The sequence below is a fragment of the Amphibacillus cookii genome, assembly GCF_016908375.1.
Lineage (GTDB): Bacteria > Bacillota > Bacilli > Bacillales > Amphibacillaceae > Amphibacillus_C > Amphibacillus_C cookii.
On record NZ_JAFBDS010000005.1, the window covers coordinates 207,753 to 231,228 of the forward strand.

Consider the following 23,476-nt stretch of genomic DNA (forward strand, 5'->3'; position numbering starts at 1 on the left):
AATTTTCAGGTTCAGCCAAGATAGCATAAAGGTAAAGGTAATATTAAATATAAGCCTTGACTTTTAACATAGATTTTCGTAGGAATAACTAGGCTTGCCGCTTGTTTGTTATTACTTCCACTCGATTGTTCCAGTTCGCTTGAATCGTATAAATACCTATCTCATACAGAATGTGTATAAGCATAAATCGCTTTATTTCTTAATAACATATTATCCTCATTTACCATTCCTAATTGATAGGACTTCCTAATGATCTCCAGAACTTTATTTCCTAATTCTGGATTTATTTTTTCGAATGTATTTTCCACTCGAAAATCCCAGTTTGCTTCAACATATCTATTTGCTATATTTGCAGTATTTTTTGGTTCCACTATTTCTCCCTTTTCAAGCTTTTCACAGAATTCTGAAAAGCTTATGGAATAACGATCTTCATCTGCTACTTTGTCTCCACCATAATTTTCAGTAGCTAATCTGTTGAACGCCAAAAATCTAGGATCTTTCGTTACATCATAAGAATTTGAAACAGAACTTATCATCAATTACCCTCCCACTTTATCAAAGCTAATTGGATTAGCTAATATTTGAGTGCCTAACATATGATCTATTCCAGTAATTCGGATGTTATTATAGGGAAGACTTTCCATAGGTACTTTAAGGTAATAATAGAAACCATAAGCAATTCTCGTACGACGATCTTCAAGAGCAACAGAATCATATTTGGTTACATGAGGATAAAGATTTTCTCCACCACTGCTTGCAAGAAAAGTCTTTGGATACCCCATAAAAAGCACTTTAAGATAAAGTGTCTCTCCTTCCAATGGATTATTTGCTTTCAATTGGTTCGAAGCGATGTTTTCCCAAACAAAATCGTTTCCATCTGATGTAATTGCTACAACTCTTACCTCTGTTAATCTTGGAGCAGATGCAGCAGAAACTGAATTTGTGTTAAATATTGGAGTTATAACTAACAACATCAGAAATATCAAGCCATAAATTTTCTTCAAAGTAAAACCAACTCCTCATTTTTATTTATAGTGGATACATAATATATATCGGTAATGTTCACCATATTTTAAATATTATTTCCAAAATGCAAAGAATAACTTTTTGGATTTGTCTATATAATAACATTGTAGCAATAGAAAGCCCCTTGAAAAGATCTTTTTTACAAGGTATAAGCATATTGTAAAAGTCTTTAGTGTTAAGGTAAAAATTTGGAGCGCTCGTTTAAGTAAATGATATTCATGGTCTTTGAGAATGGGATTTCATTTGGATTTTTAGTTTTAAAATGGATTCTTAGGGTGAAAAAGGGATCCTTTATCCTCATTTTTGTTAAAAATAGGATAATAGAGTAAGTAATGGCCTATAGAGATAAGTCCTTAACAAGGTTAACGTGTAGACAAAGCAAACATTGGAAAATATTTGATTGCTAGGCAAAGAAGATTGCCACCATTTCCTTCACCAATATAGTTGTTTATATTGCCAATGGACATTCACTAACAAGACTGTATATGGTAACTTAAATGTTTGTGAAATAACTTAATAAATTTATCGGAAAAAATTCTCAACAACGGCATTTGACAAAGAACCCAAATAATCCGCCGATGAGTCTATATCTTGGCGGATTACTTCGTCGCAGTACTTCCCCCTTGAGGAAAGTAGGCTTTATTTAGTAATAATTTTTAACATTACACAATTATGTTAATTACAAATTCCATACCGAAATATGTTGCAATTGCAATTATTACTATAAACGGAAGAGACAGTATCACTACTAAAGACACCATTGGTAGAAGCATGGGCTCAAAACTTTTTTTATTCAAAAAGAAATAAATTACAGGCATTGCTATTCCTATTCCTATTATAGTACTGATAGGTATTAATATATCAAATTTATACGGAGAAAATAAACTACTAGCTAAATTTATTCCAATACCATAGAGAATCATTTGTATTAGTAAAGATTTAAAATTAACCATCCTTTTTACTATCTCTTTATTCATTCCCATTGGAATTCTCCTTTCGTGTAAATAATGCTTAAAGCTAAGATAATTAAAATAACTTTAAACAATGTTAAATTGAATATTTAATTTTCCCTACAATAATACTATTTAATATAATATTAACAAAACGCACCTAGATATCCCCCCCCTAATGTCATAAGAACTGTGTAAGCAGCCATACCTACTGGACCAGTACCTATAGCTGCTAGTACTTGAGAATATATTGTTGTTATAGCGAGACCAGATCCAGCCATCAACATACTACATATTTGAGTATTCACGCTAGGTTTAGCTTTGAGTGTTGTTACTCCTCCGTCCTCATCCCCATCAACGTCCACAGATGCTTCTAATATGGTAAATTCGTCGTCACTTACTTGTATAAAACCTTGAGTTGTTTTATCGGTATTTGAATAAACAATAACCTTAACATCTTCTATAATAAGGGATTCCTCTTCAATCTTGTATCCTTGTTTTGAAGGCTCTGAATTTCTTTCTTCAAGTCCTCATTCTCTGCGGTCAAACTTTCCAAATATTCTTTTGAGTTTGTCACATAGGTAATTTCTGGTTCAACATATTCTTCTGCAGCGGATATCACACTAACGGGCGAGAATGTCATCATCACTAATAACGCACTTAAAAAAATTGATACAGATTTGGTCAATAGTCCTTTAATTTTTGTTTTCATAGAAATCATCTTTTTTTGTTTTTGATAACGTTATAAAAATCCATTATATAACATTTAATTGTTAATTTAAATACATAAAAAGTAAAAAAATTTGATTTGCTAGATTATTATTAGCGCTATCCTCATAAGTTCCATCTACGCCACCCAATTCCACCAGCTATATTCTCATTAAAATATGTAACGTGTTTTTCAAGATTAATTGTTTTAACCTAACCGCAAGCAAATTGACGAAATAGTAATTTTCAATAAGAAAACGAACAGAGTCGCCAAATATCCAAAGCGGATCTGTTCGTTTTTTCTAAAAGCATGTTTAAAAGCAAAGATGAAGCCCTAACCACTTCAGGAATGTTTATCTTATCTCGCTAACCATCCACCATCTATCGCTAGAACATGACCATTCACATAATCTGACGCTGGGCTTGATAAAAACACAACCGTGCCCATTAAGTCTGCGGGTTGTGCCCACCTTCCGGCTGGAATTCGAGATAGAATTTCTTGATTGCGTTTCTCATCTGCCCGAATTGGTGCTGTATTGGCTGTCGCTACATAGCCTGGTGCAATCGCGTTGATTTGAATATTGTGTTCAGCTAGTTCATTGGCAAATGACTTCGTTACGCCAGCAACAGCATGTTTACTTGCTGTATATGGTGGCACGAATTTTCCACCTTGGAAGGTTAACATGGAACAAATATTTATGATTTTACCGTTTTTTTGATTCACCATCACTTTAGCTACTTCTTGACTTAATAAGTAAACCGCATTTAAATTAATCTCGATAACGGCATCCCAATCTTCTGGCTTATATTCCAATAATGGCGCACGCCGAATCGTTCCTGCATTGTTAACCAAGATATCAATTTGCCCATAAACGTTCAGACATGTGTCAACAACTGCTTTAATTTGATTGCGATCAGTTAAGTCCGCTTGAAAAAATTCAACCTTTCTTCCTTCTTCCTCAATTAATTCACGTGTTTCTTGCCAATCTTGATCATAACTCACAACAAATACATCTGCACCTGCTTTAGCCAATGCAACAGCATAACCTTGCCCTAAGCCGGTATTTCCACCTGTGACAATTGCCACCTTACCTTTTACTGAAAACAAATCAAGTGAGAAGTCCTTTAACGTTTCTACCATTCTCCCAACCTCCTAAGATAAATGATTACTTTAAGCGACTCATTTCAATGTGGTCCATATCATCATAAGTAATATTTTCACCACACATCCCCCAAATAAATGTATAGTTGTTCGTTGCCACACCAGTATGAATTGACCAACTTGGTGAGATCACTGCTTGTTCATTTGACAGCACAAGATGGCGCGTTTCTTCTGGTTTACCCATAAAATGAAATACACGCGTATCTGCTTCCATATCAAAATATAAATATACTTCCATCCGGCGTTCGTGGGTATGCGCAGGCATCGTATTCCATGCACTACCTTGGCCAAGCATGGTATAACCCATTTGCAGCTGGCAACTTTCACAGTTGTTTGGATGAATGTATTGATAAATTTTACGCTCATTTAACGTTTCTGCATTACCCTTTTCTAATGGTGTCATTTTATTAATATCTAATTTTACCGTTGGGTACTTATGATGTGCTGGTGTTGAATTTAAATAAAATTTAGCAGGTTGGCTTGCGTCCTTTGAGCGGAACAAAATATCTTTTGTCCCTTTTCCAACATAAAGACCATCACGATGGTTGATTTCGTATGTTTCACCATCGAGCACAACAAATCCGTCTCCACCAATATTAATGATGCCGAGCTCACGTCTTTCTAAAAAAAAGTTGACACCAAGCTGCTTATCTAAGTTAATCGTTAAATCTTTAGAGGTTGGGGTTGCTCCACCAAAAATCATCCGATCATGATGGGTATAGGTTAGTGTTACTTCACCAGGTTTAAAAATCGTTTCTACTAAAAATTGCTGTCTCAATTCCTCTGTTGTTAATCGTTTTATCCCTTCTGGGTCTGTAGCATAACGTGTTTCCATTCCTTATCATTCCTCCATCTTATTATCTTGAAATTTGATGACCGTGACTTAACATGTTGATCACTTCTGCTTCCGTTACCAGATTTGCATCACCGTAAACCGTGTGTTTCAACACAGAAGCAGCTGTTGCAAACGATACAATTGTATCAAATTTCCATTTATTAATTAGACCATGAAGAATCCCTGCTACAAATGCATCCCCACCTCCAACTCGATCAATAATATGATCAATATGATAGACTTCAGATTGATATAATGTGTCATCAGCATATAGATAACCGGTTAGTCTATTTTGTGAGGCTGAGATATTTTCACGTTGTGTCGACATGCACCACTTCAAATTGGGGTAATCATTTTTTAATTGACGATAATATTGACGCAGTTTTTCCTCATGGGACAACTCATCTGCTAATTTTGGATAATCCAACAAATATATCAGATCCAATTCACCACAAGAACAAATATCTATATAAGGTAACAATCGCTTAAATACAGTTCCTGCTTGTTTTTGTGACCATAGCTTTGCACGATAATTAAAATCAAAACTAATCCGTACACCACGGCTTTTCGCTTCGCTAAACAAGTGCTCAACTACTTTAACCATATCGCTTGATAGCGCGGGGGTGATACCTGTAACGTGCAGTAAGTATGCGTTTTCAAAAATGGCGTCATGGTCTAACTCTTCGGTCGTTAAACTGGAAAAGCTCGAAAATTTACGATCATAAACGACTTGTGATCCTCGATTACCAGCACCGACTTCAAGATAATAGGTTCCTAAGCGCTCGCCACCATATTGAATAGCAGCAGTTGATACATTTAAAGATTTTAAATAATGCGTAACCCCCTTACCCAAGGCGTGATCAGGTAGCTTACTGACAAACAATGCTTCATGCCCAAATTGAGCTAAGGAAATAGCCACATTGGCTTCAGCACCACCATAATTTAGTTGTAATTGTTTAGCTTGGGCTAAACGTTCTCCTTGTTTAGTCGAAAAGCGTGCCAATATCTCACCAAACACCACGATTTTTGTCATGAATGATCACGCCCTAGACTGGAGACCTTTGTGACATAACGTTGGGCTTGTTCTGTTATCGCTTGATAAGAACCTAGTTTTTTCAATGATGTTAAGTTACTCCCAATTCCAACCGCAACCGCACCATTTTCAAACCAATCAAGCAGATTGTTAAGATCAACACCGCCTGTTGGCATGATTTGCAGATCAGGTAATGGACCTTTAACTGATTTAATATAAGAAGGACCTGCAAGTTCACCTGGAAATAATTTAATCAGATCAATACCCGCTCTGACGGCTGTCTGCATTTCCGTTAGTGTCATACAACCAGGTAAATAAGGAATATGATAAGTATGACATAGCACTGCAGTATCTTGATCAAACCCTGGGCTGACGATAAATTGTGCGCCTGCCAAAATCGCTATTCGAGCCGTTTCAGCGTCTAACACAGTTCCCGCACCAATGAGCATGTCAGAATCTGAATAAGTTGCCGCTAGCTTCTTAATCACATCTGCCGCATCATTAAGCGTAAATGTCAACTCGATCGCTTTAACTCCCCCTGCAAAGCACGCTTCTGCAATTTGTTCTGCTTCCTGTGCTGAATCCCCGCGTACAACAGCTACAAGTTTATCTTCCATCAGTTTGGAGAGTATTTGATATTTTTTCAACACAACACCCACTTTCTTATTTGGAAATTAATTTTATCATAAAGAAACTTCAAGTTCATTATAGCTAAACGCTTACATTTTTTCAACCAAAAACTTGATATTTTATATATTAAAAGTTTCACCTTAACATCTGGCTCACTGACTTAATCAAGACAAGATTCACTATACGTCAGATCGCTTATATTCGGCTAAATGAGGCGTACGACAACAAAAAAACTGACTCAGAAGTCAGTTTTTTTAAATGGTTATAACTTATTTCTCAAAGAAAAGCTTACGCAGTTACTTTTTTAGTGGGTAGCTCTTGAAATAGATTGGCTCGACTTTTATTGAAGTGGCCTCACATCCCTCGGGCATTGGCATTTCATAATAAACGTTTTCACAAGTCGGGTAAATGTTTAACGTTAACTGTTCTGGATATTGAAAGCGTCTAAGTGGAACAACCCATTGTTCGCCATTAGCAAACCAGTCTGCGATCCGTGCACCATCAGCAAATAACACCGCTTGATCACCAATAAAATCAATCTTTAGCAGTAGATCATAAGTGTCTTTGCTTAAACTAAATGCTAGATCCAATTGATATTGACAAAATGCTTGATCTGTTATTTGTTGTTGATAAACCAGATCAGCTGTTGTCCTATCAAAATGCGTAGTGATCGTTCGCTTTTCCGGATAAACATCTGTTTCAACAGGTTTCGGTGATAAAACATAGCGATTTTCTTGGTCAAACCATTGATCAGCAGACGTTACATACAACTTACCATTTATCAATAATGCATTATTTGCGTCTTGTTCTGAAATCACGATGTATGATAATCGATCACCTTCCACATTTATAGCAGCCTGACTTGGCTCTGAATGATAAAAGATTACCGTCTCATCTGCTAATTGACAGAGTAAACTCGCATTTGCTGATTTAATCACAGAATTTTTTATTGGCACATTATACGGCAAAATAGCCTTATAACCATTTGTAACCGTAAGTGGGGGAATTGTAATAATTTCTTGATTAAGCTCGATTTGAAATTGGACATCATCATGTCGCTCCATACATCGATCACGCTGGTAATGATTAATAAACAAAAAACCACCATTTACTTCAGCACAATGTCTGATACTGTAACGAATCGCCGTCGTGTCTTCTGGATCTGTAACATAATCATTAGGAAAAATCGGTTGGGATAACGTAAGCAGGCGTTCAAATGATTTAATAAAAAGATGCAATTTACGTAAACGACGATAACTTTGATGAAATAACCCTGACTCTCTAATTGGAGCCTGAAAATCATAAGACAAAATCGGTACATCAGTGTATGATCCGGTCGCAGTCGATTCTTGTAAGGTACTTTTTTTGCCAAGCGGATTGGTACCACCATGATACATATAATAGCCAAGTCCATTCGCCCCTGAAGCCAACTTAGCTAATACTTGTGCCTCGGTAGCACCGGCTTCTACTAATGGACGCCGATGTTTAGTAACTTGTAAACCACCACCTAGTTCAGCGGTCAAGATCGGATACTTGTTCAGATCATTTGTTGTTGGTTGATTAGCCATGCTTTCATTAAAATCATTGGCAATCAATGGGTCGTCAAAGTAAGGGGTAATTAGAAAATTATCGTTTGCTGGTAGCGGCTTTAATGTTTGAGCCCAGGGAGCATCGATATAGCCGCCAAAAACCGGCAATGTTTCTTGGTCAATAACAACCGTACCTCCCCAAGCTGTTGCTGTATAATAAGGCAGATCAAAACCAATTGCTAACAGCATCTCCTTTAATGTTTGCATATGCGCTCTACCCTGAGCACCGCTACGACCACCGGCATGCCCGTATTCATTCTCAATCTGAACACCAATAATGGGTCCACCGTCTTTAAACAACAAACCTTTACATTGCTGATATATTTTTTTGAAGTATTGTTCAACATACGTTAGGTATTGGGGATCATTCGTTCTTGTCTCGATCGGCCGATCAATCAACCAATCTGGGAAACCACCATTTCTAACTTCACCATGAATCCAAGGCCCTATACGCAAGAAGAAATATAGCCCTGCTTGCTGGCAATATTGAATAAAACAACGCAAATCACGGTTATTAGAAAAATCCCATTGTCCTTTCTCTTCCTCGTGATGAATCCAAATCGTGTAACTAGCCACAACATTGAGTCCACCTGATTTGATTTTATACAGTTCCATCAGCCAATCGGCTTTAGGATAACGCGAATAGTGAAACTCACCCATCAGCGGATACCATGGTTGACTATCTTTGGTTAAAAAGCGATTGGTTGCTGCAAATAGTTGATCTTGATAGCGATTAGAAAAGGGAATATCATATGTCATCTTCTGTTCAATTTTTTTTGCACTTATAGAATACATCTTCATTCACTTCTTCCATTGTTGTTAGATGTCTAAAACAAAATGAGCTGGGGGTCATTGTTCGTTAGTATCGGATAAATACTTAATTAAAGCTTGGCTCTCTTCTTTATTCCTTCCAGATTCAGGAACGAAAAGGTATGTATCTTGAAATGTTTGATGTTCTTTAAAAAAAAGCAAATCAGCTGTTCGTATTCCATAAGTAACACCATCAACTTCTAATCTTTCGTGGCTAGAACCAAGTTGATCAAGCTCCATCATTTCGTCTAATGGTGAGAGAATATTTTCATCGATTAATTGTTCTGCAAAAGGGCCATTAGTCACGAGCAAATCAACCTGTCCAACACCAATGCTCGTGGCTAAGCGTTCTAACATTTCGTAGCTGTCACCAACGACGATACCACCTTGATGCTGCATATACTCAAACAGAATGTCAAAATCATTATCCATATGCAAAAGGAGCTGTTCTTCAACAGTCTCTAATTCTGCTAAAGTCGCTTCACTTACTACCGTTATGCCTAATGGTTCAGCATCTTTCGTTAACAAACCATTAACCATTAACCAGACAAATACAAGCAAAAATATTGAGCCGATAATATGTAACTTATAATATTCCCAAATGTATTCGACTTTCTCGGCTGTCTTCATCCCTGCTAGCGCATCTTTTAGCTTAATCATATTCCACCTCATTTTAGAATAACTCACATTCACCCGTCCTTTAGCGAACCAGGTGCTTGAAAATTTTAACTTCATCGTTTTCTCCTTCCTTGTTAAAATTTTATGGTTTCCGAACGTATAAAAATATGTAAGTGGCGGGCAAATAAATGACATGCCCGCCAATGATTACAATGTTAAAGTTAAGCTATTGATTCCTTCGGCAACTCCTACTTTTACACCTGTTTGTGTTTCTTCAAGGTGACCAGCTGTAGTTGAAGAGATCCGATCATTCCCTATGATTTCTATAGAGAATGGCTCTTTTGTATTGGTAATACTTACCTGGATTTTATCATTTTCTTTTTTAACGGTAAAACGCTTACACAATATTCCTTCACTATTATAAATAGGTAGCTCTACCTTACTATTGTCTTGTAATTGATACAGGCGTAATGTAACAAATTCTGCATAATCGTATACAGGCTTGGTCTGATCACTTCCGATCGGCAAGACGGTGTGTTCTCGCACAAATAATGGTAAGCTAAAGTAGTCATAGTCAGTTTTCATCCATAAGCCACCTTCAACAACTTCCCCAGATAATAGATGTGTCCATCTGCCTTTCGGTAAGTAAAATGATCCAAGTCCCACTTCATTAAAAATCGGTGCAACCAGTAAACGATCACCTAACATATATTGCCGATCAAGTGTTTCTGTTAATGGATCATCAGGAAATTCAAGTAGCATTGCGCGCATGATTGGAATACCTGATTGGCTATTTTCAACAGCATGCCGGTACAAGTAGGGCATTAACTGATTTTTAAGTTGAGTGAAATGACGTGCGACATCAACCGCTTCTTCGTCAAAACTCCATGGTACTCGGTAAGACGCACTGCCATGAAAGCGACTATGACTTGATAACAACCCAAAAGCCGTCCATCGCTTAAACACATCTGGAGAAGCGGTATTTTCAAAACCACCAATATCGTGACTCCAATAGCCAAAACCTGAAGTCGTTAAAGATAAACCACCACGCAAGCTTTCTGCCATTGCTTCATAAGTCGAGTCACAATCTCCACCCCAATGGACAGGATATTGTTGACCACCCGCCGTTGCAGAACGGGCAAATACAATCGCTTCTTGCTCACCTTTAACTTCTTTTAATAAGTCAAAGACGACCTGATTATAGAGCTGAGCATAATAGTTATGCATTTTTTCTGGATTGGAGCCATCATGGTAAATAACATCTGTTGGAATCCGTTCACCGAAATCGGTTTTAAACGAATCCACCCCGATATCAATCAACGTTCTTAAGTGATCTTGAAACCATTTAACCGCTTCTGGATTCGTAAAGTCTACAATGCCCATCCCCGCCTGCCAACGGTCCCATTGCCATGTATCACCATTTGGCTTCTTGAGCAAATAACCATTTTGATGGGCTTCGATAAATAATGGTGATTTTTGCGCAATGTATGGATTTATCCAGACACAAATCTTCAAGCCTTTATCCTTTAACCGCTTTAACATTCCCTCTGGATCTGGGAAATTCTGGCGATCCCAGATGAAATTCGTCCATTCAAATGCCTCCATCCAAAAGCAATCGAAATGAAAGACACTTAATGGAATACCACGCTCTGCCATGCCATCAACAAAATGGGTGACCGTTTCCTCATTATAGTTAGTTGTAAAAGATGTCGATAACCACAGTCCAAATGACCAAGCAGGTGGTAATGCAGGACGACCCGTTAACGCTGTATAGCGACTAATCACTTCTTTCGGTGTCGGTCCATTAATAAGGTAGTAATCCAATGTTTCGCCTTTGACACTAAATTGAGCGCGTGATACTAATTCTGAACCTAACTCAAAACTGACTCTTTCCGGATGATTAACAAAAATGCCATAGCCTTTACTAGATAAATAGAAAGGTACATTTTTATAGGATTGTTCTGAGCTTGTTCCACCATCCTCGTTCCAAATATCGACCGATTGACCATTCTTCACAAACGGGGTAAAACGTTCTCCTAATCCATATAAATGTTCACCCACACCTAGTTTAAGCTGGCCTCTCATATACGTTTGTTGATCCGTCCCTTCGATCCAAGCTAATCCTTTTTGATCAGCACTGGTTAATCGACCGGCAACATTTTCAAAAATCAGTTGAAAATCTTGCTTATTCAGCTTAAGTGTCAGCGCACCACTCGAAAAAATCAGTTGTTGCTCTGTTTCCTTTATATTCAATGCCTGATTTTGATTAGCAATAGCATAATTGGGATACTTCTCCTTTTCACCTTGAAAATGCCACGTTTGAACACGAATAACATCGTCCAGTGGTGCCGTTAATTTAATCGTTAACAGCGGTCCATCTAGTGTATCGCCACGATGGTTAATATATTTACATGGCGCATATAGTGTGATTGCTTTTTCTTCAACCTTAAAATCATATACTTCTTTTGGAAAATGAATCTGATATCCTTCTTTTACTAGCCAATTTCCGTCTGTAAATTTCATTGTCTTTCCTCCGTTTCTCTATTTTTGTCTTTTAATACAAGCACACCACGCCCCTCAATCCTTGATAACCCATGATAGCTTTGGTCGTTTAAAAGATCAGCATAACCATGTTCTCCTGTATGAAAATGCGCTTGTTCTTTATTATGATTGATAACAAACAGAAAACGTTGATCAGCGTCTTCTCTCGCACAAACTTCGACACCAGGATCAGACACAAGGATAGGCGTTAATTGCTTTTCATCTTGAAGGATAGCAACAAAATCATCAATAAATCGTTGTTCAGGACTTGAAGCAATATAATAAGCTTGACCCTTTCCGAATTGATTTCGGGTTAATGCCGGCATGCCCGCATAAAAATCGGATTGATAAGTAGCGAGTACATCTGCTCCTTCACTATGAATTAAGTCAAATAATGTACTACACATGTATTTTCCCGATAACTTTCCGTATCGTTTATCAAAAGTTATATGATTTTTCACCGTAGGATCAAGCGCATCAATCTCCTCAGCCCAAATGCCAACAAGTTCTCTAAGTTCACCAGGATAGCCTCCTAATGTCACCAAATCCGCTTCATTAACAATCCCACTAAAAAAGGTGGTAACAAACGTGCCGCCATTGGTGACAAATGTTTTTAACCGATCAGCATGACCATCTTTGATCATATAAAGCACAGGAGCAATCACCATATCATATTGGCTTAAATCTGCTTCAACACCAATCATATCAACTGGAATATTCTTCCGGTAAAAAGCTTGATAGTATTTATGAACCTCTTCTACATAATCAAGTGCAATAGACGGGCCGCTTGATAAATCAATCGCCCAACGATTCTCCCAATCAAAGGTAATTGCTACTTTAGCTTTAACACGAGTACCCATCGTTTGATCAGCTAACGTTTGCAATTCTTGGCCTAAATGAGCACATTCTTTAAAAACACGGGTATGTTCATGACCGACATGCTCAATCACTGCACCATGATACTTCTCAGTGGCTCCACGAGAGCGACGAAGTTGAAAAAACATCACTGTATCTGCACCATGAGCAATCGCCTGATAACTCCACAATCGCATCACTCCAGGACGTTTTAACGCATTATAGGCTTGCCAATTTTGTTGTGAAGGCGTTTGTTCCATCAGCATAAAGGGCTGACCGCTTTTTAATCCGCGCATCAAATCATGGGTCATTGCTGTCATACTAATCGGTGTATTAATCGATGGATAGTTATCCCATGATATAACATCGATTTCCTTAGCCCATTTAAAATAATCTAATTCTGGATATAATCCCATTAAGTTCGTTGTAACAGGAAGGTCACTAGTGTATTTCTTGATTCGATCCCGTTCTAACTTATATGTTTCTAGTAAGCTATCAGATTGAAAGCGACGATAATCGAGTGACATCCCTTGAAAATTACTGTTCTGACCGTTTTGCCATTCTTCGGATAAACCACTTGGTGCAACGATCTCATCCCATTGATAAAAAGTATGCCCCCAAAACGCCGTGTTCCACGCTTTATTTAAGGCATCAAGCGTTTGATAGCGTTGTTTTAACCATACGCTAAATTGCTTCTCGCACTGTTCACAATAACAATAACCGCTATATTCATTTGAAACATGCCATGCACAACAGCCGGATGGTCGTGATAGCGTTCAGCTACTTTCTCTGCTAAACGAGAGGCATATTTTAAATACGTTGGACTATTTGGACATGAATGGTGTCTACCACCATATTTTCGCTTTCTCCCCTCAAAGTCTACTCGAGCAATATCTGGGTAGCGCTTTGCCATCCAAGCAGGATGTGCAGCCGTACCTGTCGCCAAGCAAACATAAATCCCATCTTGATATAAACGATCAATCGTTTTATCCAAATTGGAAAAATCGTAAGTCACTTCATCGGATTGGATCAGTGCCCAGCCAAAAACATTAACAGTAGCTACATCTATACCTGCCAATTTAAACATGCGCTGATCTTCTGCCCATGTTTCAGCATCCCACTGCTCGGGATTATAATCACCACCATACCAAATTTTCTTTAACCGTTTATCTAACATAAATCGATCCCTCCTATTATGTAAAGGTCAGAACAGCTTGAGCCTGATTCCCAGATAGGAAAGCAGGCTCATCTTTTAAATTTAATTCACTTCTCCACCCCATAATTCAAGTATGTTTTGCGTCAACTTTGTCATCTCCTGATTTAATTTTTCTACATTAGCGGTTTCAAGTTCATCAAGCATCGCATCCCAAAGGTCATCAAAATCTTCCGGATCTGCTAAAATCGCTTGGGTAATCCGCTGTTCAGTAATATCATCAGCACGTTGCTGGATAATCGCAATATCTGAACCTGCTGGGATCGAGAAATTATAAGCTGCGCCGTGATTAGACAGTTGTAAGTCATCTTGAGATGGGAACCAATCAATCCAAAGCTCCATATCATATTCTGCTAACACTTCTTTTTCCACATCAAGTTGATTTTCAATCACTTGTTCTCGTGTATTCACCGTAATCGATTGGCCATTGGAATCGACAGCTCCTGTTCCCCAATTCGGGAACGGATGTATATAGTAACCGAAGCCAGTTTCTTTCGAAAAATTCCCGTCTGTATTCATGCGCTGGCGAACCTCTTCAAATAATACACGTTGCCCGTCAACTATTTCATAATGTTCACCTTCAATTCCCCAATTCAATAAGATTTGTGCTTCTTCTGAAGCCATCCAATTCAAAAAGTCAAAAGCTAAGTCGGGCTGTTCACTCGTAGACGAAATCGCAATGCCCCATCCACTAGCAAAACCATAATCTTTTAAAGCTTGGTGAACATGATCTTCACTTAACGTTACTGGTAAGGGCGCATAAGTGCGTTCTTCCATATCATCTTCTATTAATGCAAAACGTGCATCATTTATATTCCAATCTTGATCAGCAACGGCTAATACTCTTCCCGAAGAGATTTTAGAGATATAAGTATCCTGTGTATGGGTAAATGATTCAGGATCCAACAAGCCTTTTGCGTTCATACCATTGAGCCATTTAAAATAGTCGCGGTATTCTGGTTCTAAAAATTTGTAAATCGTTTCACCAGTGTTGGTATCAACGGACCATTGGCCATCATCTGGAAAACCACCCGCAAACCCTGCTGGATTTCCAACTGTAATGAGCCAACGCCAATCACTACCTTGCAACGATAATGGAATCGTCTCTTGTCCATTAATTTCTGGATACATCTCAGTATATTCTGTTAGGGCATCTTCAAATTCTTCTAGAGTGGTAATATCTGGATAACCTAATTCACGCAGGACATCTAATTGAATTTGGAACGTACCTGATGTCTCTAACGGTTCATCGTGCACGCCAGCAGTTCCTACATTATAAATATTCGGATCATCAACTGAATTGCGTAAACGATCCAATTGGTCACCATACATCGCTTTTAAATGATCGCCTCGCTCTTCAATCATCTCATCGAGCTTAATCACACCGCCAGCGTCAATTAACATCCCTATATCACCTTTAGCAAAAATTAGATCAGGATAATCACCACTCGCAATCATTAACGGAATGGTTTCATCATTTCCACCGACTGGATAATCAATGTTTAAAATGACTCCCGTTGCTTCAGTAATTTTTTGTGCAACAGGGTCATCAAACGATTTATCTTCACCATCTTCATTATAAAAAGTGAGTGTCACCGGTTCGGCAGATGTCTCTTCAGTTGTTCCATCATCATCACCATCTGCATTGGTTTCTTCACTATCACCGCCACATCCCGCTAAGAAAAGGAGACCTGATACGAACAACAAGATAAAAATTGATAATGTCTTTTTCATAGTTACCCTCCATTTTTTAAATGCTTATTTATATTAACTTTCATTAATATCATGTTTTTACTGCACCTAGCGTTAATCCCGTTACAAAATAGCGTTGTAAAAATGGATAGACAAGTAAAATCGGTACCGTTGCTATAATGGTAATTGCCATCTGAATCGACTGAGGATTGGTTTGACCAGCAATAATCTCTGCATTAGCTGATGTTACATCACCGCTTTGAATATTCGTGTTATCAAGTATTTTCATTAATTCAAACTGTAACGTTGATAAATTTGCATTCCCACGCGCGTATAAATACGTATCAAACCAGCTATTCCATTGTTGAACCGCTAAGAATAATGAAATCGTTGCAACAACAGGTAAGCTTAATGGAATAATTATTTTCCAAAAAATTGTAAAATCATTAGCGCCATCCATTTTTGCCGATTCTGTTAATGCAATCGGAATGCCATCCATAAACGATCGAATCACAATGACGTTAAAAGCCGATAATAACAGTGGCAAAATGTAAACTAAGAAGTTATTCATTAAACCTAATTCACGAATCAACATATATTCAGGTATCAAGCCACCACTAACAAACATGGTAATGACAAGAATGATACTAATCGGGACATTAAAAATAAAATCTCGCCGACTTAAGGTATACGCTAACATGGTACTCGCAATGATACCTGTTACCGTTCCAACGACTGTTCTCAATACTGACATACCAAAGGCTGACCATAAATTATTCCTTCCACCGAATATCTCTTGATAGTTGGCCCATGTAAATTGGCGCGGATAGATGTGAAGCCCGCCTCTTGCTGTATCTGTCGCATCATTAAGAGAAATAGCCAAAATATTCAAAAACGGGTACAGCGTCACAATAATGATACCGATCATTAAAATGAGTAAAACAATATCAAAAACCGTTATCCGGCGTTTTTTCATGGTAGTACTCCCCTCTCAAAAACCTCTGTCTAAAATATAATTAAAACACCCGACCTTCTCCTACCTTTTTAGCTACACTATTTGCAATTACTATAAGAATAACGCTAATAACAGATTTAAAAATACCAATCGCGGTCCCAAATGAATAGCGGAACATCCCAATACCGTAATTTAAAGCATATAGGTCAATAACGAGCGCACGTTCACTAACAATGTTGTTTCCTAATAACATCTGTTTCTCAAATCCAATATTAATTAAGTTACCAATATTAAGAATCAGTAGCACGATAATAACAGGTCGGATACTCGGCAAAGTGATATGCCACATCTGCCGCCATCTTGATGCACCATCCACTTTAGCTGCCTCATAAAGTTGCGGATCGGTACCAGCCATAGCTGCAAAGTAAATAATCGCATTCCAGCCCGTTGATTTCCATACTTCAGCAGCCGTTACCACACCCCAAAACATTCCTGGTCTTGCCATAAAATTAATGGGTGAATCAACTAATCCGATTGAAGTTAACAGGTTATTAACAGGACCACTTATTGATAACATGGTTGTGACAATATTTGCTACAATCACCCAAGAAACAAAGTGGGGTAGATAAGAGACCGTTTGCGTTAACTTTTTAAATTTGGTGAATCGCATTTCATTTAACAATAAGGCAAAGGTAATAGCCGCTAGCGTACCGAAGACTAATCCTAAAATCCCCATTCCGATTGTATTTTCTAATGCACGATAAAAAGTAGGCTCATTAAATAAATCTCTAAAGTGCTTTAGACCAACCCAGCTTTGTTCAAAGAAGCTATTCTGTGGTTGATAATCTTGAAATGCCATTGTCCAGCCAAAAACAGGTAAATAACGAAAGACGATTAACCAAATAACAAATGGTAATGACATAAGAAGAAGTGCTTTTTGATTCTTTAACCGCTGCCAACCATTCTTCTCACCAGGCGATCGTTTAGGCTGCTTTCCCTTCTTTCCAGCTTGATTAATCGTTGGCGCAACAGGCATATTCGATTGCGGGGTAACTGGTGATAAGTTTTTGCTCATTTTTTCTCTCTCCCTTGCTTTATCCAAATTGCCTTTCTATCTCTAAGCTTTGTTATATTTATTATATAAGTAAACGCTTACAATGAATACATCACTATCTAGACATAAAAACCAGCAAAAAGAAGACGTCGTATATTTCCATAGTCACAGTCTCATAGTCTACGGATAAAACGAACCTTCAATCCGTGGGCGTTTCGTTCTTCTCCCACTGATTGGTAGTTGAGTGAATCACAACATTAGCGTCCGTTATCACCCTCTCAATCGATTTGCTCTACTCTCTTCTCTATTTTGAGGGGGGTGGTTTACGGATGGTTATCTGTGATAACAAAAACACATCCAGCAAGGTAACCGGATGTGCTTCCGCTGAACACTGTATCGTTATTGAATAATATCCTTCATCGTATTTAGCATCGTATTCACGTCTTCTTTTTTGACAAGGAAATCACTTGTTCTATCAATAAAAGCAGTATAATGGTCTATATCATAGTCAACAAACTCTAGATAAATGTTTTTTTCACCTCTACTTGTTAAAAGTGTTGATTGAACAACAACCTCTGGTTCTTGATAACTTGGATCATCAACAATGCCTGCCACCGTTAATCCTGCCAATGCTTTATAGGCCTCTCGAATCAGCTTTTCATCGACCTGATTACCATCTGCTTCAAACCGTAGCGCCTCTTGATCAAGGTGATCGATTGTAATCTGAATGTTATGATCTGCTGAAGTGATTGTCAATTCGCTGATCAGATCAAGTGCTAAGATTTTCACATATCCGTCATGATATGCCTGTGCAGGATGACTGAATGCGTCTAAAATATCTTTTGAAATAGTAAAGACTTGGTCAACTTGATCGCGTTTAGCATAATAACTTTCAGGCGTGGCAGGCTCACCAATCATTAGTCGGGAAGTGCCGGCGTCTCTAACAAAATCAATGGTAAAATCACTATCATCTAATCCATACGGAGAAAAATCGGACACCTGTTCTGCAACTAATTGATCCATCGCTAAGGCATGGATACTTTCAAGCAACGCTTCAATACGGGAATATCGAGCGTGGTGATGAAGCTGATAAGGTGCTTCAACAAACCAACCTGTAATATTTGCCCGTGTTTCCTCTTCTGGATATGGACTGTTTTTTGTTAAATGAATCGTTTCTGTACCATTATCAATGAAGACTTGTTCGACCTCTGTTGCTTCCCAACTAAAGATACTCGTGTCCAAAAAAGCGTCGGCATAGAAGGGAACAGCTTCGATCAACGATCGTTCAACAATGTAGATCGCTTCACGCTGTCGATCTTCAACATAATAACCAGATTCGTCCTGATTGAGTGAGCCAATCATTAATCGATGGTCTTCACCATTTTGATAATTTAAACGTATGCTCAATTGTGGCGTATTCAATCCGGTTTCTCGCCTTTTCAAATCAACTTCTTCCCCAATCCAGTTTGCTAAACGGTCAATCGCTTTATTAACTTGATCTTGGTTCGTTTCCTCTAACCGACCTTGTACAATCCACTTTTGATTAATCCACTCAATTTCAAAGCCTTGCTCCCCTTGAACAATGAAGCTTGTCACGATATCTTCTCCATTAATTATCTGGGACGAACGCGCATCATCGTTAAACAGAAAGATAAACAAGAACGTTAATGCAACAATAGTTATCATTAGTTTTAGACGTGTGCTTTTCTTCATCGTTTAACACCTCTTTTTACTTATCGTTTCTTGAAAATTTCTGCTCAAGTTGGTTAAACACGGTTTGCATATTGTACATCATGAAGAAACCAATTAAACTCATTAAAAACAACACCGCTACCCCGGGATAAGCATAAAAGATAATACCAAATGCGGCGATGGTTGATAGATTTAATAAAGTTGTCTTTAAATATTTGAAAATTGCATAGGTTGAAACAACCAAAAGATTCTTTAGCTTCACTTCAAATTTCGTCAAAATAGGAAAAGTGTAACACATTAACACTAAACAAGCCGCCATAAATATTAAGAAGATAGGTGCTAACATTGGCATATGGAGATTAGCATAATGGATATCAATAATCAAAATAACGATAATCGTCCATTGAATAAACCAATATTTAAACGATAATTTAAAATTCTGGCTAAAAAATCGCCAAAAATCCTTGGTCGGCTCAATTATTTTTTCATTGACTAGCTTATCCATTGTTTTTAATAAAGCAGCAAATCCAGGACCAAATGGTATTAAAGCAAGATAATAAAGTAAAATATTTTGAATCGTAAACTCCGCGAGATAAAAAATAATCACAAACGGACTCATTAATAACATAAAGTGAAAATTGGTAACAAAAAATGCATAAATATAATTTACCATGCGATAAAGCGGACGATCGATTATTGTTTTACTCATTTTTCCCCTACTCTCATCCTTTAAGTATGTTGTGCTTGCATTTTCTTTTGATATTCTTTCGGGCTCATCCCAACATATTTTTTAAATTTTTTATAGAAATAATCCATATTACTGTAACCGACTAACTCTGAAACCTTATAGACTTTATAAGGTTTATTAGAAAGAATCTGTTTCGCTTTTTCGATTCGAATCCGTTCTAAATAAGCATGGAAATACTCACCTGTATGCTTTTTAAACTTCTTGCCTAAATAAGAACTGTTATAATTAAACAGATCAGCTAATACTTTCAAGCTTAGATCTTGATGATAATATTGATCAACATAATTTGTGATTTTTTCAATGTTGTTTTCAGGTGTAATGACAAACCCATTGATCTGTTTCGTGATCGCCCACCATTCTTTATTCAGACGATCGATCAATGCTTCCAGATTATATGAATGATATATCATAACCAACCACTCTTGCTTATTAGGCATAACCACTTCAGGATATTGCTTGCTAATCATCTGTGATATCAAAAGAACGCACTCGATCATTTCTGCTTGCACTCTAGCTTTATCAAGTGCACAAGCTTGAAAATAGTTGATGACCAATTGCGATTGTATCTTTAATGCCTGATAATCTTTGAACTCAAGGGCTTGAATAAGCTTTGCACCAATCTGTTCACTGTTAAATGTTTGAGCCGTTTGTTGTTGTTCTAGTGGGTATTTAAATATTTGATCACTATTAAAACTATATGATCGACTTTGTAAATCGCTAATTTGCTCAATTGCTTTAGGCGTCTCTGCTAAACTTTGATAGCGCGCTGATAAACAAACCAACATTAGTGAATTCAGTTCACGTTTAAAGTCATAGCAAAGCTGATTGATTTCGCTCTCAATGACTTCATCTAACAGCTCGCTATAAAGCAAGTACATTATCTCATCTTTAATAATTACCTTGGTAAAGTGATAGTGATTTGTTGCTAGCCGCTCCTTTAGAGACACCCAATCAATATTTTCTTTAAATGAGATACCCGCTAATCGGAAAGGACCCTGTTGATGCTCGATATAAGAAAACCTACCCCAATCTTCAATTCGCCCGTCCATAACAGCCTTCCACGCCTCTTCTTCAGATAAATGATGATAAGCGGTTAACTGTGACGATACTTTGCGTTCATCTGCAATAATTGCTTTTATTTCAACTAAAATCTCAATTAACTCTTGCTCATCAATCGGCTTTAACAAATAAGAATGAATCCCTAACTTAATCGATTCCCGCGCATAATTAAAACTTGAGTACCCAGAAAGTATGACAAACTTCGCATCACATCCCGCTTGTTTAGCTTGTTTGATAAATTCCATACCTGACGTGCCAGGCATACGGATATCAACAAAGATAAGATCTGGTTTTGTCGCATCAATTAATTGCATACCATCGCGTGCATTTTCACCGTCACCAGCGACAGTAAAACCGTAATCTTCCCATTTAATTACATGCTTCATTCCTTCACGAATAATTGGCTCATCATCTATTAATATCACTTTATACATATGCCTCTCCCTTCCTTAAAAGCTATTTACTACGATAAGCTTACTCCACAATCGGTAAGAAGAGTGTCACCGTTGTTCCATAACTGATTTGGCTAAAAATCGTTAAACCATAAGTTTTTCCGTAATATAATTGAATACGTTGATGAACATTCCTGACACCGATATGTCTACCATCGTCGTCACCTTCATCAAGGCTATTCCTTAGCTTAACTAAACACGCATCCGTCATCCCCACTCCATTATCTTTTACAACGATTTTTAAATACTCTTGTTCCTTAAAAGCAATAATCTCCAAATCTCCCATGCTTTCTTTCGGCTCTAATCCATGAATAATTGCATTTTCAATTAGCGGTTGAATTAATAAAGGGAAAATTTCGCACTTTGCCACCTGCTCATCTATATCAATAGAATAAGTGAATTTATTTCCAAATCGCATCACTTGAATTTCCAAATACGTAGAAATGATATTTATTTCATCTGATAATGAAATGGGACGATCTGTACGTTCCAGCGCAAATCGCATCATCTTACTCAATTTTTGAATTAAAACAGCTACCTCTTTATCTTTATTGACAATCGCCTTCATCCGAATCATTTCTAATGTATTGTATAAAAAGTGTGGATTAATTTGACTTGAGAGCATTTTAAATTCAGACTCTTTTTGCTGACGACGCCATCGTTCCTCTTTTATTTTATGGACATAAACCTCATCAATGAGTTTTTGGATACTTTGTGACGTTCGATATAATTCATCATATGCTTCTCCAATTTCGTCCTTGCCAGCAATAGCAGGCTTAATATTAAATGTGCCGTGGGCCACTTTTGCCATTGCTAACTTTAACGTTTTGATTCGTGAATGAAAAATTTTTATGAATATTTGAAAGGCAACAATTGAAATCGCGAGTGCGCCAAACATCATCCAATAACCTCGATTAAAGATTCGATTCGGTTCTTCCATTAAACTTTCCACTGGGATGATCGTCGCAATTTGGAACTCATTAACGAGTGCCTTATTTGGTTTTAAACGATGAAGGTTTACTTTAACATCTTCTCCATGATAATGATGATCAAACAAGATATTATCCGGCTCATCTTGTTCAGGAACAGCAGAAATAAAGCCTGGATACCGGTACATTAAATTATCATCTCGGTTATAAACAATTTCTTGTTCGTCAAGAATGATGAAGACATCATGAACCTGACTATCAACCATCTCTGTTAATTTATCTGTCGATAAGTAGATTGCTAGTACACCTAACAATTGATTTTCTTGATCATATACAGAGCGCGTTAAAGTAAGGAAGCGTTCATTTGTCCAATGTTCATGCTTAACCATCCATGTAATTCTGCCTTGACTAGCAACGGCTTGTTGGTACCATTCTTCTTCAGTAAGCTCCTTACTCGCATGGATAAAATGAGAGTTGGTGATCATTGGACGCTTCATATAAAATTGAATATTATCAATTTCATCATAGTATTTAATGTAATCTTCAACGATCGGATATCTTGAATAAGCATTGTACATGTCTAATGTATTTTCATAGTCTGTATTTAATAAATCATCCATATCACGGCTCAAATAAATCAAATCAGAAATATGGGTGATTCGATTTAATACGTTCTCCAATTGAATTCCCATTTTATCTAGATTGGATTCCGTTTCAAAAATAGCATTATTCAACATGACATCACGCATAGCTAAATTCAAGTAGGCACCAACAAATATTAATGGAATAGCTGTGACAAGCAGGTAAATCCCCATTAGTTTATAGCTAATCTTTGAATCTAATATTTTTCGCCAAAGCCACCTCATGTTGCTTACAACTCCTCATTATTTAGACAAACACAGATGAATTCTTTATGCCATTCCAC

Annotated in this window: 18 protein-coding genes and 1 pseudogene; all 19 read right to left on the minus strand. The window is 37.4% G+C overall.

Features of this window, described 5'->3' with window-relative positions; all coding sequences use genetic code 11:
- Window positions 1-161 precede the first annotated feature (161 nt).
- Window positions 162-536 carry a hypothetical protein gene (locus JOE23_RS08985; RefSeq protein WP_204437788.1) on the minus strand — a complete coding sequence of 125 codons (375 nt, stop codon included), beginning with the start codon at window positions 534-536 and terminating at the stop codon, window positions 162-164.
- A gap of 3 nt (window positions 537-539) precedes the next feature.
- The gene (locus tag JOE23_RS08990; protein ID WP_204437789.1) at window positions 540-1,004 is read right to left on the minus strand and encodes a DUF4879 domain-containing protein; all 465 of its coding nucleotides are present in this window, start codon (window positions 1,002-1,004) and stop codon (window positions 540-542) included.
- 684 nt (window positions 1,005-1,688) lie between these two features.
- Window positions 1,689-2,009 (minus strand): hypothetical protein, encoded by a 321-nt coding sequence (locus JOE23_RS08995; protein ID WP_204437790.1) that lies wholly within the window; start codon window positions 2,007-2,009, stop codon window positions 1,689-1,691.
- Window positions 2,010-2,436: 427 nt separating this feature from the next.
- On the minus strand, window positions 2,437-2,688 hold the full coding sequence (locus tag JOE23_RS09000; protein ID WP_204437792.1) for a hypothetical protein: 252 nt from the start codon (window positions 2,686-2,688) through the stop codon (window positions 2,437-2,439).
- Between the two features lie 354 nt (window positions 2,689-3,042).
- On the minus strand, window positions 3,043-3,825 hold the full coding sequence (gene kduD, locus JOE23_RS09005; RefSeq protein WP_204437794.1) for a 2-dehydro-3-deoxy-D-gluconate 5-dehydrogenase KduD: 783 nt from the start codon (window positions 3,823-3,825) through the stop codon (window positions 3,043-3,045).
- Window positions 3,826-3,850: 25 nt separating this feature from the next.
- Complete coding sequence (kduI, locus tag JOE23_RS09010; protein WP_204437795.1) at window positions 3,851-4,681, minus strand: 5-dehydro-4-deoxy-D-glucuronate isomerase; 831 nt, start codon at window positions 4,679-4,681, stop codon at window positions 3,851-3,853.
- A gap of 22 nt (window positions 4,682-4,703) precedes the next feature.
- The gene (locus JOE23_RS09015; RefSeq protein WP_204437797.1) at window positions 4,704-5,714 is read right to left on the minus strand and encodes a sugar kinase; all 1,011 of its coding nucleotides are present in this window, start codon (window positions 5,712-5,714) and stop codon (window positions 4,704-4,706) included.
- A complete protein-coding gene (locus JOE23_RS09020; protein WP_204437798.1) occupies window positions 5,711-6,361 on the minus strand; it encodes a bifunctional 2-keto-4-hydroxyglutarate aldolase/2-keto-3-deoxy-6-phosphogluconate aldolase in 651 nt (216 codons plus the stop codon). Before JOE23_RS09020 ends, JOE23_RS09015 begins: the two co-directional genes overlap by 4 nt.
- A gap of 279 nt (window positions 6,362-6,640) precedes the next feature.
- The gene (locus JOE23_RS09025) at window positions 6,641-8,734 is read right to left on the minus strand and encodes a beta-galactosidase (RefSeq protein ID WP_204437799.1); all 2,094 of its coding nucleotides are present in this window, start codon (window positions 8,732-8,734) and stop codon (window positions 6,641-6,643) included.
- Between the two features lie 48 nt (window positions 8,735-8,782).
- Window positions 8,783-9,403, minus strand: a complete 621-nt coding sequence (locus JOE23_RS09030) for a hypothetical protein (protein WP_204437800.1) — start codon at window positions 9,401-9,403, stop codon at window positions 8,783-8,785.
- Window positions 9,404-9,568: 165 nt separating this feature from the next.
- A complete protein-coding gene (gene yicI / locus JOE23_RS09035; protein WP_204437804.1) occupies window positions 9,569-11,884 on the minus strand; it encodes an alpha-xylosidase in 2,316 nt (771 codons plus the stop codon).
- A pseudogene (locus JOE23_RS09040) lies at window positions 11,881-13,934 on the minus strand (beta-galactosidase). Before JOE23_RS09040 ends, yicI begins: the two are co-directional and overlap by 4 nt.
- A gap of 81 nt (window positions 13,935-14,015) precedes the next feature.
- The gene (locus JOE23_RS09045) at window positions 14,016-15,704 is read right to left on the minus strand and encodes an ABC transporter substrate-binding protein (RefSeq protein ID WP_204437806.1); all 1,689 of its coding nucleotides are present in this window, start codon (window positions 15,702-15,704) and stop codon (window positions 14,016-14,018) included.
- A 49-nt stretch (window positions 15,705-15,753) separates the two neighbouring features.
- Entirely contained in the window at window positions 15,754-16,638 is an 885-nt protein-coding gene (locus tag JOE23_RS09050; protein ID WP_204437808.1) for a carbohydrate ABC transporter permease, read from the minus strand.
- Between the two features lie 40 nt (window positions 16,639-16,678).
- Entirely contained in the window at window positions 16,679-17,692 is a 1,014-nt protein-coding gene (locus tag JOE23_RS09055) for an ABC transporter permease (RefSeq protein ID WP_204437810.1), read from the minus strand.
- Window positions 17,693-18,070: 378 nt separating this feature from the next.
- On the minus strand, window positions 18,071-19,384 hold the full coding sequence (locus tag JOE23_RS09060) for a DUF4340 domain-containing protein (protein WP_204437812.1): 1,314 nt from the start codon (window positions 19,382-19,384) through the stop codon (window positions 18,071-18,073).
- A gap of 16 nt (window positions 19,385-19,400) precedes the next feature.
- Complete coding sequence (locus JOE23_RS09065) at window positions 19,401-20,072, minus strand: DUF624 domain-containing protein (protein ID WP_204437814.1); 672 nt, start codon at window positions 20,070-20,072, stop codon at window positions 19,401-19,403.
- 20 nt (window positions 20,073-20,092) lie between these two features.
- Window positions 20,093-21,604: a response regulator transcription factor gene (locus JOE23_RS09070; protein ID WP_204437816.1), complete on the minus strand. Its 1,512-nt coding sequence runs from the start codon at window positions 21,602-21,604 to the stop codon at window positions 20,093-20,095.
- A gap of 40 nt (window positions 21,605-21,644) precedes the next feature.
- Window positions 21,645-23,417: a cache domain-containing sensor histidine kinase gene (locus tag JOE23_RS09075; RefSeq protein ID WP_204437819.1), complete on the minus strand. Its 1,773-nt coding sequence runs from the start codon at window positions 23,415-23,417 to the stop codon at window positions 21,645-21,647.
- Window positions 23,418-23,476: the final 59 nt, after the last annotated feature.

What these genes read in the sequence shown, in the direction of transcription:
- JOE23_RS09030 (WP_204437800.1), bottom strand. Translation starts at nt 9,403, where the DNA reads ATGATTAAGCTAAAAGATGCGCTAGCAGGGATGAAGACAGCCGAGAAA.
- yicI (WP_204437804.1), bottom strand. Translation starts at nt 11,884, where the DNA reads ATGAAATTTACAGACGGAAATTGGCTAGTAAAAGAAGGATATCAGATT.
- JOE23_RS09065 (WP_204437814.1), bottom strand. Translation starts at nt 20,072, where the DNA reads ATGAGTAAAACAATAATCGATCGTCCGCTTTATCGCATGGTAAATTAT.
- JOE23_RS09070 (WP_204437816.1), bottom strand. Translation starts at nt 21,604, where the DNA reads ATGTATAAAGTGATATTAATAGATGATGAGCCAATTATTCGTGAAGGA.
- JOE23_RS09055 (WP_204437810.1), bottom strand. Translation starts at nt 17,692, where the DNA reads ATGAGCAAAAACTTATCACCAGTTACCCCGCAATCGAATATGCCTGTT.
- JOE23_RS09000 (WP_204437792.1), bottom strand. Translation starts at nt 2,688, where the DNA reads ATGAAAACAAAAATTAAAGGACTATTGACCAAATCTGTATCAATTTTT.
- JOE23_RS09050 (WP_204437808.1), bottom strand. Translation starts at nt 16,638, where the DNA reads ATGAAAAAACGCCGGATAACGGTTTTTGATATTGTTTTACTCATTTTA.
- JOE23_RS08995 (WP_204437790.1), bottom strand. Translation starts at nt 2,009, where the DNA reads ATGGGAATGAATAAAGAGATAGTAAAAAGGATGGTTAATTTTAAATCT.
- JOE23_RS09015 (WP_204437797.1), bottom strand. Translation starts at nt 5,714, where the DNA reads ATGACAAAAATCGTGGTGTTTGGTGAGATATTGGCACGCTTTTCGACT.
- JOE23_RS09060 (WP_204437812.1), bottom strand. Translation starts at nt 19,384, where the DNA reads ATGAAGAAAAGCACACGTCTAAAACTAATGATAACTATTGTTGCATTA.
- JOE23_RS09075 (WP_204437819.1), bottom strand. Translation starts at nt 23,417, where the DNA reads ATGAGGTGGCTTTGGCGAAAAATATTAGATTCAAAGATTAGCTATAAA.
- JOE23_RS09025 (WP_204437799.1), bottom strand. Translation starts at nt 8,734, where the DNA reads ATGAAGATGTATTCTATAAGTGCAAAAAAAATTGAACAGAAGATGACA.
- kduI (WP_204437795.1), bottom strand. Translation starts at nt 4,681, where the DNA reads ATGGAAACACGTTATGCTACAGACCCAGAAGGGATAAAACGATTAACA.
- kduD (WP_204437794.1), bottom strand. Translation starts at nt 3,825, where the DNA reads ATGGTAGAAACGTTAAAGGACTTCTCACTTGATTTGTTTTCAGTAAAA.
- JOE23_RS08985 (WP_204437788.1), bottom strand. Translation starts at nt 536, where the DNA reads ATGATAAGTTCTGTTTCAAATTCTTATGATGTAACGAAAGATCCTAGA.
- JOE23_RS09045 (WP_204437806.1), bottom strand. Translation starts at nt 15,704, where the DNA reads ATGAAAAAGACATTATCAATTTTTATCTTGTTGTTCGTATCAGGTCTC.